The 13,004-nt window shown below is 52.7% G+C and carries 10 protein-coding genes; 8 read left to right on the top strand and 2 right to left on the bottom strand.

Features of this window, described 5'->3' with window-relative positions:
- Positions 1-17 precede the first annotated feature (17 nt).
- Complete coding sequence (gene hns, locus ACUW6V_RS02110; protein ID WP_007679581.1) at positions 18-431, bottom strand: histone-like nucleoid-structuring protein H-NS; 414 nt, start codon at positions 429-431, stop codon at positions 18-20.
- 541 nt (positions 432-972) lie between these two features.
- Here hns and tdk point away from each other — a divergent pair.
- Complete coding sequence (tdk, locus tag ACUW6V_RS02105; RefSeq protein WP_007850597.1) at positions 973-1,578, top strand: thymidine kinase; 606 nt, start codon at positions 973-975, stop codon at positions 1,576-1,578.
- A gap of 359 nt (positions 1,579-1,937) precedes the next feature.
- On the opposite strand, the gene adhE is transcribed toward tdk, so the two are convergent.
- Positions 1,938-4,616, bottom strand: a complete 2,679-nt coding sequence (gene adhE / locus ACUW6V_RS02100; protein WP_007850596.1) for a bifunctional acetaldehyde-CoA/alcohol dehydrogenase — start codon at positions 4,614-4,616, stop codon at positions 1,938-1,940.
- A gap of 478 nt (positions 4,617-5,094) precedes the next feature.
- Here adhE and ACUW6V_RS02095 point away from each other — a divergent pair, with 478 nt between their 5' ends.
- The 7 genes from ACUW6V_RS02095 (at position 5,095) to ACUW6V_RS02065 (ending at position 12,988) form a co-directional block, all read left to right on the top strand.
- Positions 5,095-5,733 carry a YchE family NAAT transporter gene (locus tag ACUW6V_RS02095; RefSeq protein ID WP_004385002.1) on the top strand — a complete coding sequence of 213 codons (639 nt, stop codon included), beginning with the start codon at positions 5,095-5,097 and terminating at the stop codon, positions 5,731-5,733.
- A gap of 790 nt (positions 5,734-6,523) precedes the next feature.
- On the top strand, positions 6,524-8,152 hold the full coding sequence (gene oppA, locus ACUW6V_RS02090; RefSeq protein ID WP_007850594.1) for an oligopeptide ABC transporter substrate-binding protein OppA: 1,629 nt from the start codon (positions 6,524-6,526) through the stop codon (positions 8,150-8,152).
- Positions 8,153-8,235: 83 nt separating this feature from the next.
- Complete coding sequence (gene oppB, locus ACUW6V_RS02085) at positions 8,236-9,156, top strand: oligopeptide ABC transporter permease OppB (RefSeq protein WP_004385003.1); 921 nt, start codon at positions 8,236-8,238, stop codon at positions 9,154-9,156.
- A gap of 14 nt (positions 9,157-9,170) precedes the next feature.
- On the top strand, positions 9,171-10,079 hold the full coding sequence (oppC, locus tag ACUW6V_RS02080; RefSeq protein WP_004385004.1) for an oligopeptide ABC transporter permease OppC: 909 nt from the start codon (positions 9,171-9,173) through the stop codon (positions 10,077-10,079).
- Between the two features lie 11 nt (positions 10,080-10,090).
- Positions 10,091-11,104: an oligopeptide ABC transporter ATP-binding protein OppD gene (gene oppD / locus ACUW6V_RS02075; RefSeq protein WP_454037932.1), complete on the top strand. Its 1,014-nt coding sequence runs from the start codon at positions 10,091-10,093 to the stop codon at positions 11,102-11,104.
- Positions 11,101-12,105, top strand: a complete 1,005-nt coding sequence (gene oppF, locus ACUW6V_RS02070) for a murein tripeptide/oligopeptide ABC transporter ATP binding protein OppF (RefSeq protein ID WP_004385006.1) — start codon at positions 11,101-11,103, stop codon at positions 12,103-12,105. The genes oppD and oppF overlap by 4 nt, the downstream gene beginning before the upstream one ends.
- Positions 12,106-12,151: 46 nt before the next feature.
- Complete coding sequence (locus ACUW6V_RS02065; RefSeq protein ID WP_014728736.1) at positions 12,152-12,988, top strand: ion transporter; 837 nt, start codon at positions 12,152-12,154, stop codon at positions 12,986-12,988.
- Positions 12,989-13,004 lie beyond the last annotated feature (16 nt).

Here is a 13,004-nt window from a genome sequence, read left to right as displayed (position 1 = left end):
GCACTGTCTGAACGAAATTAATCCTTGATCAGGAAATCGTCCAGCTGTTTGCCTTGCTCGTCGATTGCTTTTTTGATCACGGCAGGCGTACGGCCCTGGCCGGTCCAGGTTTTGCTTTCGCCGTTTTCGTCGGTATAACGATATTTAGCCGGACGTGCAGCACGTTTAGCTTTAGTACCGGTTTTAGCGGCAGACATGCTGTTCAGTAATTCATTCGGATCAATACCGTCAGCGATCAGCATTTCACGGTACTGCTGTAATTTGCGAGTACGTTCTTCGATTTCCGCAGCGGCAGCGCTTTCTTCTTCACGGCGCTCATTTACAACCACTTCTAATTTCTCCAGCATCTCTTCCAGAGTTTCCAGAGTACATTCTCTCGCCTGTGCACGAAGAGTACGGATGTTGTTCAGAATTTTAAGTGCTTCGCTCATTGTAGTAATCTCAAACTTATAATGGGGTGGTGTGTTGAGCTAATAATAGAGCCTTAAATTCAGTTCTGCAATAGGCCGAAATGTAAGGAAGTCAAAATATCGGATTATTTGTGCGCGTTTAATAAAGCGATACTTAAATTTTTCTTGAAGTGACGCACAAAGTTACCCATGTAAAAACTGCCCTGATAGCGGGGCCGCCAGGTACGAATTCACAAGAGAAACACCATTTTTTAAGGGATTATTATCCGCATCAGTAAATATCTCGCCTCTGTATTAGTGGATCACTCATCAATCGCTGACCGCTGCTTATTAGAATAGCCAGCACGTTATGCCTATTTGATTAACAGGCTAAAATGGCCGCGGTCTCCACAGTTTATCCACAATAAGAGCCATAAATGTGTTTCAAAGTGTTGAGCGGGCGGCCTTTCGCCACTCGCTATATAAGGATGGCTTGCGACGAGCCGAGAGTTGCATGCCCCTTACAGAGAATATGATACACTGGCTGCGACTAACCAACACTTAAGCCAGGGTTATCGAGCAGATGGCGCAACTTTATTTTTACTATTCGGCGATGAATGCCGGTAAATCTACAGCATTACTCCAGTCTTCATATAACTACCAGGAAAGGGGAATGCGTACCCTTGTTTATACCGCGGAAATTGATGATCGTTTTGGCGCAGGAAAGGTGAGTTCTCGTATAGGATTATCCTCGCCAGCAAGACTTTATAATGCGCATACGTCTTTATTTGAAGATATTCGCGATGCGCATCAGGAAGCCCCCGTTCATTGCGTGCTGGTGGATGAAAGTCAGTTTCTGACCCGCGATCAGGTTTACGCCCTTTCTGAAGTCGTCGATAAGCTGGATATACCCGTGCTCTGTTATGGCCTGCGTACGGATTTTCGTGGTGAACTCTTTGGAGGAAGCCAGTATTTGCTGGCATGGTCTGACAAACTGGTAGAGCTGAAAACCGTCTGCTTTTGCGGTCGTAAAGCGGGCATGGTGCTCCGTCTCGACCATGAGGGCCGGCCTTATAATGAAGGCGAACAGGTCGTCATTGGTGGCAATGAGCGTTATGTGTCGGTGTGTCGTAAGCATTATAAAGAAGCCCTGGAAAAGGGCTCCCTAAAAGCGATTCAGGGCCGCTAAAAGACTTTAGCCTGCGCCCCGTATGGGTCCAACTGAACAAGCCTCACGATTGCGCTGAGGCTTTTTTATGAATAGGGTCATCTGACCGTTAAAGTCAAAAGAAACTGGGGCGCAGGAGGGTACTGAGAGAAGGATATGGGTTTTTCCATCTCGTATGCCTCTTCTATATGCCTCGCCACATTGCCTGGTAAAACCGATGAAGCGCAACATTCATTAGTGCATCAGTGAGGTTTAAGTCTGATGTGGGGTTTTAGTCAGACGATGGATGGTAACGCGCTGTCTGCTTTTCGTTTGGTACACCGGTTTGCACAGAGCAAAAAAAAACCCGCCGGGCGGCGGGTTTTTAACTTTAAACGATCTTAAACCGTTTTCTTGGCTTTTTTGTCAGCTTTCGCGACAGGAGCGGCTTCAGCTTTTACAGCTTCAGCACCTTCTTTGTATTCACGACCGTAGAAGCTATCCAGCAGGATCTGTTTCAGCTCGGCAATCAGCGGATAGCGCGGGTTAGCGCCTGTACACTGATCATCGAAGGCATCTTCAGACAGTTTATCAACATGGGCCAGGAAGTCGGCTTCCTGAACACCCGCTTCACGGATAGATTTCGGAATACCCAGCTCAGCTTTGATGCTTTCCAGCCATGCCAGCAGTTTCTCAATTTTCGCTGCGGTACGGTCGCCCGGTGCAGTGAGACCCAGATGGTCAGCCACTTCAGCATAACGGCGACGCGCCTGCGGACGGTCATACTGGCTGAAAGCGGTCTGCTTGGTCGGGTTATCGTTCGCGTTATAGCGGATAACGTTGGAAATCAGCAGGGCGTTCGCCAGACCATGCGGAATGTGGAACTGTGAACCCAGTTTGTGAGCCATGGAGTGACACACGCCGAGGAAGGCGTTCGCAAACGCGATACCGGCGATAGTCGCAGCACTGTGAACACGTTCACGCGCAACCGGGTTTTTCGAACCTTCATGGTAAGACGCCGGCAGGTTTTCTTTCAGCAGTTTTAGTGCCTGCAGCGCCTGACCATCGGAGAATTCAGAGGCCAGTACAGAAACGTAAGCTTCCAGCGCGTGAGTGACCGCATCCAGACCACCGAAGGCGCAGAGTGACTTCGGCATATCCATCACCAGGTTGGCATCGACAATCGCCATATCCGGGGTCAGGGCGTAGTCCGCCAGCGGATATTTCTGACCGGTTTCGTCGTCGGTAACCACCGCAAACGGCGTGACTTCAGAACCGGTACCGGAAGTGGTAGTGACGGCGATCATTTTCGCTTTCACGCCCATTTTCGGGAACTTGTAGATACGTTTACGGATATCCATAAAGCGCAGCGCCAGTTCTTCGAAGTGGGTTTCCGGGTGTTCGTACATGACCCACATGATTTTCGCGGCATCCATCGGGGAGCCACCACCGAGCGCGATGATAACGTCCGGTTTAAAGGAGTTCATCAGCTCAGCGCCTTTGCGAACCACGCTCAGGGTCGGGTCAGCTTCTACTTCAAAGAACACTTCAGTTTCAACACCAGCCGCTTTCAGTACGGAAGTGATCTGGTCGGCATAACCGTTGTTGAACAGGAAGCGGTCAGTCACGATCATGGCGCGTTTGTGACCATCAGTAATCACTTCATCCAGCGCAATCGGCAGTGAGCCGCGACGGAAGTAGATAGATTTCGGAAGTTTATGCCACAACATGTTTTCAGCTCGCTTAGCAACGGTTTTCTTGTTGATCAGGTGTTTCGGACCAACGTTTTCAGAGATGGAGTTACCACCCCAGGAGCCGCAACCCAGCGTCAGAGACGGTGCCAGCTTGAAGTTGTAGAGATCCCCGATACCACCCTGAGAAGCCGGCGTGTTGATAAGGATACGCGCGGTTTTCATTTTATCGCCGAAGAATGTGACGCGAGCCGGTTGGTTATCCTGGTCGGTGTACAGGCAAGAGGTATGACCGATACCGCCCATCGCAACCAGTTTTTCCGCTTTTTCAACAGCATCCTCGAAATCTTTCGCGCGATACATGGCGAGGGTCGGAGAGAGTTTCTCATGAGCGAACGGTTCGCTTTCATCCACCAGAGAGACTTCGCCAATCAGGATCTTAGTGCTGGACGGCACAGTGATGCCTGCCATCTCGGCGATTTTTACCGCCGGCTGACCTACGATAGCCGCGTTCAGCGCGCCATTCTTCAGAATGATATTCTGCACGGCTTTCAGTTCCGCGCCCTGCAGCAGGTAGCCGCCGTGGCTCGCGAAACGTTCGCGCACCGCATCATAAACAGAATCAACAACGATGACAGACTGTTCAGAGGCACAGATAACGCCGTTATCAAACGTCTTAGACATCAGGATAGAAGCGACAGCGCGTTTGATATCGGCTGTTTCGTCGATAACAACCGGCGTGTTACCAGCACCTACGCCGATAGCAGGCTTACCGGAGCTGTACGCTGCTTTCACCATGCCCGGGCCACCGGTGGCCAGAATCAGGTTGATATCCGGGTGATGCATCAGCGCGTTAGACAGCTCAACGGAAGGCTGATCAATCCAGCCGATCAGATCTTTCGGCGCGCCTGCAGCGATAGCGGCTTGCAGCACGATATCCGCTGCCTTATTAGTTGCATCTTTCGCACGCGGATGCGGAGAGAAAATGATCGCGTTACGGGTTTTCAGGCTGATAAGCGATTTGAAAATGGCGGTAGACGTTGGGTTAGTGGTCGGAACGATACCGCAGATGATGCCGATAGGTTCAGCGATGGTAATCGTACCAAAGGTGTCATCTTCGTCGAGAATGCCGCAGGTTTTCTCGTCTTTATAGGCGTTGTAGATATATTCAGAAGCAAAGTGGTTTTTGATCACTTTATCTTCGACGATACCCATTCCGGATTCGGCAACGGCCATTTTAGCGAGGGGGATTCGAGCATCTGCAGCGGCCAGAGCGGCGGCGCGGAAGATTTTGTCAACCTGTTCTTGGGTGAAGTTGGCATATTCACGCTGGGCTTTTTTGACGCGCTCGACGAGGGCGTTTAGTTCAGCGACATTAGTAACAGCCATAATGCTCTCCTGATAATGTTAAACTCTTTTAGTAAATCATCTGCTCGAAACGACAGTATAGTCAGCCCCAAACAGCGTGCGTTACAGACAGGTTTACCAGCACAACGACCACAAACCCCGCTGATTTACTAAAAGAGCCTTGCCTTAAAACATTTCTCTGGAAAATGTCTTACTCCCTGGCGGCATCATCAAGATACTCACTTCTGGTTACCAAAAGCGTGATCTAAATCAATTTAACCCCATGCTGACTCCTTTCAGCAGCCCTTATAGCGGTATTTCAGCGTTGGTTAATATATTTACTACACTTTTGAATAATTAAATCACCATAAATCAACAAAAGAATAACACAGGTCGACGCGGTCAAATGGGCGCGAGATCAGGAATGTATAAAGGCGTAAGGGCGTAGCGTAAGCAGGGGTTTTGCATTACATTACGCACGCCGTTGCCTCACCAATCTGCGGAGCTTCCCTTGAATTCTATGCTGTTTGATTTGCCAACCTTTTTTAAGTTCTTTATTGGTCTGTTCGCACTGGTAAACCCGGTGGGCATCATTCCCGTCTTCATTAGTATGACGAGCTATCAGACCGCGGCGGCGCGCAATAAAACCAATCTGACGGCAAACCTCTCCGTGGCCATTATTCTCTGGACATCGCTGTTTCTCGGCGATGCCATACTGCAGATTTTCGGCATCTCGATTGACTCCTTCCGCATCGCTGGCGGTATTCTGGTTGTCACCATTGCGATGTCGATGATTAGCGGGAAACTGGGTGAGGATAAGCAAAACAAACAGGAGAAGTCAGAAACGGCGATCCGTGAAAGCATCGGCGTCGTACCACTGGCATTGCCACTGATGGCGGGCCCGGGGGCAATCAGTTCAACTATCGTCTGGGGTACGCGTTACCACAGCTGGCAATATATGCTGGGCTTTACGGTCGCCATCGCGCTTTTCGCGGCGTGTTGCTGGGGGGTGTTTCGCCTCGCGCCGTGGCTGGTTCGCCTTCTGGGGCAGACGGGCATTAACGTCATTACCCGTATCATGGGGCTATTATTGATGGCGCTGGGCATTGAATTTATCGTGACAGGGATTAAAGCGCTCTTTCCGGGCCTGGTAAGCTAGTCATTTTCTTTCCTCATAAAAGCGAAGCGGATGCTTCGCTTTTTTCTTTTATTATTAGCATTTCCTATAACCCTCTGCGTTTCGATTTTTTACTCATAACTTTATCTGATATCTGGTAATTGATTATTAAAACAATCAATTACAGTGTCGGTTACATTCGTTGCGTTCATAAATAAAGCAATCAGTCTGTTATTTTTGTCACATGATAGTTTGAGTGTTGATGCGGGTTTAACGAAATGATATTAGTAATTTCAACGCCACCGCAGATAAATGTGCTAATTTTTGTTCAATTGTTAACTTTATGTTGCGATGCGCTGTGAGCAGAGTGACATGACGCGCGCATACGACTGATTTTGTGTAACCTGTTGAATGAACAGGATAATAATTAGAAATCTGTACTTTGCAGCCTGCCTGGCTCCACATTGTCCTTCATGACAAAAGAGAAGCGGTTAACAAATTTGTAAATTGTATTGGCGCACAATTCACGCATTTGATACTTTCCGGCAAAACATTTGCCTGCGAATTATCAACAGGTGAGAACGATTTTCGTATGAAAGCGCTTTCCTCCAACAGGTAGCGCGCAAAGAGACTGTCCTTAAAACAGGGAAGGGCAGTAAAGAATCGACGACAGGCTGCCAGAGAGCGGCCGTGATAAATAAAGTCGGTGATAGCAAGCTGTAAAAAAGAAAACCACCTGGCAGACGCGAAAGCTCCTGCGCTGCACAGGTCCCCGTCAGGGGAGAACGGGCTGACTTTCGTCAGTAATAATAATGAGTGGAGTACCAACACAATGTCCATCATCACAAAAAAAAGTCTGGTAGCTGCGGGGATCCTTTCTGCGCTAATCGCGGGTAACGCAATGGCTGCGAATGTCCCTGCGGGTGTGCAACTGGCGGAAAAGCAGACGCTGGTGCGCAACAACGGTTCAGAAGTACAGTCTCTCGACCCGCATAAAATTGAAGGCGTGCCGGAGTCCAACATCAACCGCGACCTCTTCGAAGGTCTGCTGGTTACTGATGTTGAAGGCCACCCGAGCGCGGGTGTTGCCGAAAAGTGGGAAAACAAAGATTTTAAAGTCTGGACCTTCCATCTGCGTAAAGACGCAAAATGGTCCAATGGCGAGCCGGTCACGGCACAGGATTTCGTTTACAGCTGGCAGCGCCTGGCTGACCCGAAAACCGCCTCTCCGTATGAAAGCTACCTGCAATACGGCCACATTACGAATATCGACGACATCATCGCCGGTAAAAAACCCGCCACCGATCTTGGCGTAAAAGCGATCGACGACCATACGCTTGAAGTCACCCTGAGCGAGCCGGTCCCGTATTTCTACAAGCTGCTGGTTCACTCCTCCATGTCTCCGGTGCCGAAAGCCGTCGTTGAGAAATTTGGCGAGAAATGGACTCAGCCGGCAAACATCGTGTCCAACGGCGCGTACAAACTGAAATCCTGGGTGGTGAACGAGCGCATCGTGCTTGAGCGCAACACCAACTACTGGGATAACGCGAAAACCGTTATCAACGAAGTGACCTACCTGCCTATCTCTTCTGAAGTCACTGATGTTAACCGCTACCGCAGCGGCGAAATCGACATGACCTATAACAACATGCCGATTGAACTGTTCCAGAAGCTCAAAAAAGAGATCCCGAAAGAAGTGCACGTCGACCCGTACCTGTGCACCTACTACTACGAAATCAACAACCAGAAAGCGCCGTTTAACGATCCGCGCGTCCGTACCGCGCTGAAGCTGGGTCTGGATCGCGATATCATCGTGAATAAAGTGAAAAACCAGGGCGACCTGCCAGCCTATGGTTACACCCCGCCGTACACCGACGGCGCGAAATTCACCGAACCGGCCTGGTTTAAAATGACCCAGGAACAGCGTAACGCCGAAGCGAAAAAACTGCTCGCCGAAGCGGGCTATACCGCTGACAAGCCGCTGACGTTCGATCTGCTGTACAACACCTCCGATCTGCACAAAAAACTGGCGATCGCGGCCGCGTCCATCTGGAAGAAAAACCTGGGCGTGAACGTGAAGCTGGAAAACCAGGAGTGGAAAACCTTCCTGGATACCCGTCATCAGGGCAACTTTGACGTGGCGCGTGCGGGCTGGTGTGCGGATTACAACGAACCGACATCCTTCCTGAACACCATGCTGTCCAACAGCTCGAACAACACCTCGCACTATAAGAGCGACGCGTTTGATAAGGTGATGCAGGAGACGCTGCAGGTGAGTGACGAAGGTCAGCGTAGCGAGCTTTACAACAAAGCGGAGCAACAACTGGATAAAGATTCCGTTATCGTTCCGGTTTATTACTACGTGAACGCCCGCCTGGTGAAACCGTGGGTCGGTGGCTACACCGGTAAAGACCCGCTGGATAATGTATACGTTAAAAACCTGTATATTATCAAACATTAATGGCAATGCGTGGGGCAGGGCGTCCTGCCCCACTGTGTCTTATTTTTCCGTGAGTCAAAGGCACACGCCAGAAGGTACGGGCAATGTTGAAATTTATTTTACGTCGCTGTCTGGAAGCGATTCCGACGCTGTTTATTCTAATTACTATCTCCTTCTTTATGATGCGTCTCGCGCCGGGGAGTCCTTTTACCGGCGAACGTAATCTTCCGCCGGAAGTGATGGCGAATATCGAGGCGAAATATCATCTTAACGACCCCATCATGACCCAGTACTTCAATTATCTGAAGCAACTGGCGAAAGGTGATTTCGGTCCGTCCTTTAAATACAAGGATTATTCGGTAAACGATCTGGTGGCCTCAAGCTTCCCGGTTTCCGCGAAATTAGGCGCTGCGGCGTTTTTACTGGCGGTGATTTTAGGCGTGGCTGCAGGCGTGATGGCCGCGCTCAAACAAAACACGAAGTGGGATTTCGCCGTCATGGGGGTGGCGATGACCGGCGTGGTCATTCCAAGCTTCGTGGTGGCACCACTGCTGGTCATGATCTTCGCGATAACGCTGCACTGGCTGCCGGGCGGCGGCTGGAACGGCGGGGCGCTGAAATTCATGATCCTGCCGATGGTCGCGCTGTCGCTGGCTTATATCGCCAGTATCGCGCGTATTACCCGTGGCTCGATGATTGAAGTGCTGCACTCCAACTTCATTCGTACCGCCCGCGCCAAAGGGCTGCCGATGCGCCGCATTATTCTGCGCCACGCGTTGAAACCCGCGCTGCTGCCGGTGCTCTCCTATATGGGCCCTGCGTTTGTCGGCATCATCACCGGTTCGATGGTTATTGAAACTATTTACGGCCTGCCGGGCATTGGCCAGCTGTTCGTGAACGGCGCGCTGAACCGCGACTATTCGCTGGTACTGAGCCTGACAATTCTGGTCGGCGCGCTGACCATTCTGTTTAACGCGATCGTCGATGTGCTGTATGCCGTTATCGATCCGAAAATTCGTTACTGACACTGGAGTACGCCATGATGTTGAGTAAGAAAAACAGCGAGGCGCTGGAAAACTTCAGTGAAAAACTGGAAGTAGAAGGACGTAGCCTGTGGCAGGACGCCCGCCGTCGCTTTATGCATAACCGCGCGGCGGTGGCGAGCCTGATTGTGCTGGCGCTGATTGCGCTGTTCGTCACTCTCGCGCCGATGCTGTCGCAGTTCAGCTATTTCGATACCGACTGGGGCATGATGTCCGCGCCACCTGATACCGAATCGGGCCACTGGTTCGGCACCGACTCTTCAGGCCGCGACCTGCTGGTGCGTGTTGCTATCGGCGGGCGTATCTCGCTGATGGTGGGCGTCGCGGCGGCGCTGGTGGCGGTGATCGTGGGTACGCTCTACGGCTCGCTTTCCGGCTATCTCGGCGGCAAAGTGGATTCGGTGATGATGCGTCTGCTGGAGATCCTTAACTCCTTCCCGTTCATGTTCTTCGTTATTCTGCTGGTGACCTTTTTCGGTCAGAACATCCTGCTGATTTTCGTCGCTATCGGGATGGTCTCCTGGCTTGATATGGCGCGTATCGTGCGCGGCCAGACGCTCAGCCTGAAGCGTAAAGAGTTCATCGAAGCAGCGCAGGTGGGCGGCGTGTCGACGGCGAACATTGTCGTGCGTCATATCGTGCCGAACGTGCTGGGCGTGGTGGTGGTTTACGCCTCGCTGCTGGTGCCAAGCATGATCCTGTTTGAATCCTTCTTAAGCTTCCTCGGCCTCGGTACGCAGGAGCCGCTCAGCTCCTGGGGCGCGCTGCTGAGCGATGGCGCTAACTCCATGGAAGTGTCGCCCTGGCTGCTGCTCTTCCCGGCGGGTTTCCTGGTGGTCACCCTGTTTTGTTTTAACTTTATCGGCGATGGCTTGCGTGATGCCCTCGACCCGAAAGATCGTTAAGGAGTGCCGCCATGAGCACCATTGAACTCTCTGCGCCGCAACAGAGCGCGGCGTCTCAAGCGACGCTGCTTGACGTCAAAGATTTGCGCGTCACTTTCGCGACGCCCGACGGCGACGTTACCGCCGTCAACGACCTCAACTTCAGCCTGCGCGCCGGCGAAACGCTCGGCATCGTCGGCGAATCCGGCTCCGGCAAATCCCAGACGGCGTTCGCGCTGATGGGTCTGCTGGCCGCCAACGGTTGCATCGGCGGTTCGGCGACGTTTAACGGCCGTGAAATCCTCAACCTGCCGGAGCGCGAGCTCAATCGCCTGCGCGCCGAGCAGATTTCGATGATTTTCCAGGATCCGATGACCTCACTGAACCCATATATGCGCGTTGGTGAGCAGCTAATGGAAGTGCTGATGCTGCATAAAAGCATGAGCAAAGCCGAGGCATTTGAAGAGTCGGTACGGATGCTGGACGCGGTGAAAATGCCGGAAGCACGCAAGCGCATGCGCATGTACCCGCACGAATTCTCCGGTGGTATGCGCCAGCGCGTGATGATCGCGATGGCGCTGCTGTGCCGTCCGAAATTGCTGATCGCCGATGAACCGACCACCGCGCTCGATGTGACCGTTCAGGCGCAGATCATGACGCTCCTGAACGAACTTAAGCGCGAATTCAACACCGCCATCATTATGATCACCCACGACCTCGGCGTGGTCGCGGGCATCTGCGATAAAGTGCTGGTGATGTATGCAGGACGCACCATGGAATATGGCAAAGCGCGTGAGGTCTTTTACGATCCGGCGCACCCGTATTCTATCGGTCTGCTTAATGCCGTGCCGCGTCTCGATGCGGAAGGCGAATCCCTGCTCACCATTCCGGGCAACCCGCCGAACCTCCTGCGCCTGCCAAAAGGCTGTCCGTTTCAGCCGCGCTGTCCGCACGCAATGGAAATCTGCAGCACGACGCCGCCGCTGGAAGAATTCGCCCCTGGCCGCCTGCGCGCCTGCTTTAAACCGGTGGAGGAGCTGAAATGAGCACCGTAGCTGAAGAGAGAAAAGTTCTGCTCGAAGTGGCCGATCTCAAGGTGCATTTCGATATTAAAGACGGTAAACAGTGGTTCTGGCAGCCGGCCAAAACGTTAAAAGCGGTCGATGGCGTGACGCTGCGGCTGTATGAAGGCGAAACGCTGGGCGTGGTGGGGGAATCCGGCTGCGGAAAATCCACCTTCGCGCGCGCGATTATTGGTCTGGTCAAAGCCACCAGCGGCCGCGTGGCGTGGCTCGGTAAAGATCTGCTGGGCATGCAACAGGAAGAGTGGCGCGATGTGCGCAGCGATATCCAGATGATTTTCCAGGATCCGCTGGCTTCGCTGAACCCGCGTATGACCATAGGTGATATCATCGCCGAGCCGCTGCGCACCTATCATCCGAAAATGCCGCGTCAGGAAGTCCGTGACCGCGTAAAAGCGATGATGATGAAAGTGGGCCTGCTGCCAAACCTCGTCAACCGCTACCCGCATGAATTCTCCGGTGGCCAATGCCAGCGTATCGGCATCGCTCGTGCGCTGATCCTTGAGCCGAAACTGATTATCTGCGACGAACCGGTCTCCGCGCTCGACGTGTCGATTCAGGCGCAGGTGGTGAACCTGCTGCAAAAACTGCAGCGTGAGATGGGCCTGTCGCTGATTTTTATCGCGCACGATCTGGCGGTGGTGAAGCACATTTCCGATCGCGTGCTGGTGATGTATCTGGGACACGCCGTGGAGCTTGGCACTTATGATGAGGTTTATCATCATCCGCTGCACCCTTACACGCGCGCGCTGATGTCGGCGGTGCCGATCCCGGACCCGGATCTCGAAAAAAACAAAACCATTCAGTTGCTGGAAGGCGAGCTGCCGTCGCCTATCAATCCGCCGTCGGGCTGCGTATTCCGCACGCGATGCCCGATGGCCGGACCGGAATGCGCCCAGACGCGGCCGGTGCTGGAAGGCAGTTTCCGCCATGCGGTTTCCTGCCTGAAGGTGGACCCGTTATAATCGCAAGGGCTGGCAGGTGCCAGCCCTTTTCTTTTGCGAGGACAACGTGTCACGGATAACCGAATTTCGTCAGCGCGCCTACCATTTTCTTTTCGACCAGCATCAGCGCAGCGGTCGCCGCTTTGAGGCGCTTTGTGGGCTGTTTGCGCTCTTCAGCGTCATTGTTGTGTTTATCGAGTCCGGCCTCGGCACGCAATATCATCTCACTTACAGCGAATGGCATGTCTTCGTATTGATTGAGATGGGCATTACCTTTGTCTTTACGCTGGAGTATCTGCTGCGCCTGCTGGTCTGGCCGAATCCGGCGCGCTATGCGCTGAGCTTCTGGGGGCTTATCGATCTGGCGACCGTGCTGCCGCTCTATGTGCTCTGGCTCTGGCCTGAGCTTGGCATGAACTACCTCTTTATCTGGCGTACGCTGCGCGCGGTGCGCGTGCTGCGTATTCTGAAACTGCTGCGCATCATGTCCTCCTCCAGCCTGCTCTGGCAGGCCATTGTGAATGCCCGCCATCAGCTCATCGCGTTTTATGCGTTTATTTCTATCGTCATGGTCATTGCAGGCGCGCTGATGTACGGCATTGAGGGGGCATCAAGCGGTTTTAACACGCTTGGCACCTCTGTCTACTGGGCGGTGGTGACGGTAACGACGGTCGGTTATGGCGACATTACGCCGCATACCGCGGGTGGCCGCGCGGTGGCTTCGCTGCTCATTCTGATCGGCTATTCTGTGATTGCTATTCCGACCGGCATTATTACTTCGCAAATGACCAGCGCGCTGGCGGATAAAAAAGAGGCGCAGCGCTGCCCGGCATGTGGCGCGAAATATCAAAAACAGGCGAATTATTGTCAGGCGTGCGGGGTAAAAATCAGGAACGAGAAATAATTGCGCGGCGAATGCC

Source organism: Cronobacter sp. 153480017-3, from assembly GCF_053627815.1.
The sequence above is the reverse complement of the archived record's forward strand: the minus strand, read 5'-3'. Positions and strand labels throughout refer to the sequence as shown.

Bases quoted from the DNA above. Each gene is read 5' to 3' on its own strand.
- oppF (WP_004385006.1), top strand. From the start codon at position 11,101: ATGAGCACCGTAGCTGAAGAGAGAAAAGTTCTGCTCGAAGTGGCCGAT.
- oppD (WP_454037932.1), top strand. From the start codon at position 10,091: ATGAGCACCATTGAACTCTCTGCGCCGCAACAGAGCGCGGCGTCTCAA.
- tdk (WP_007850597.1), top strand. From the start codon at position 973: ATGGCGCAACTTTATTTTTACTATTCGGCGATGAATGCCGGTAAATCT.
- ACUW6V_RS02095 (WP_004385002.1), top strand. From the start codon at position 5,095: ATGCTGTTTGATTTGCCAACCTTTTTTAAGTTCTTTATTGGTCTGTTC.
- oppA (WP_007850594.1), top strand. From the start codon at position 6,524: ATGTCCATCATCACAAAAAAAAGTCTGGTAGCTGCGGGGATCCTTTCT.
- adhE (WP_007850596.1), bottom strand. From the start codon at position 4,616: ATGGCTGTTACTAATGTCGCTGAACTAAACGCCCTCGTCGAGCGCGTC.
- oppC (WP_004385004.1), top strand. From the start codon at position 9,171: ATGATGTTGAGTAAGAAAAACAGCGAGGCGCTGGAAAACTTCAGTGAA.
- oppB (WP_004385003.1), top strand. From the start codon at position 8,236: ATGTTGAAATTTATTTTACGTCGCTGTCTGGAAGCGATTCCGACGCTG.
- hns (WP_007679581.1), bottom strand. From the start codon at position 431: ATGAGCGAAGCACTTAAAATTCTGAACAACATCCGTACTCTTCGTGCA.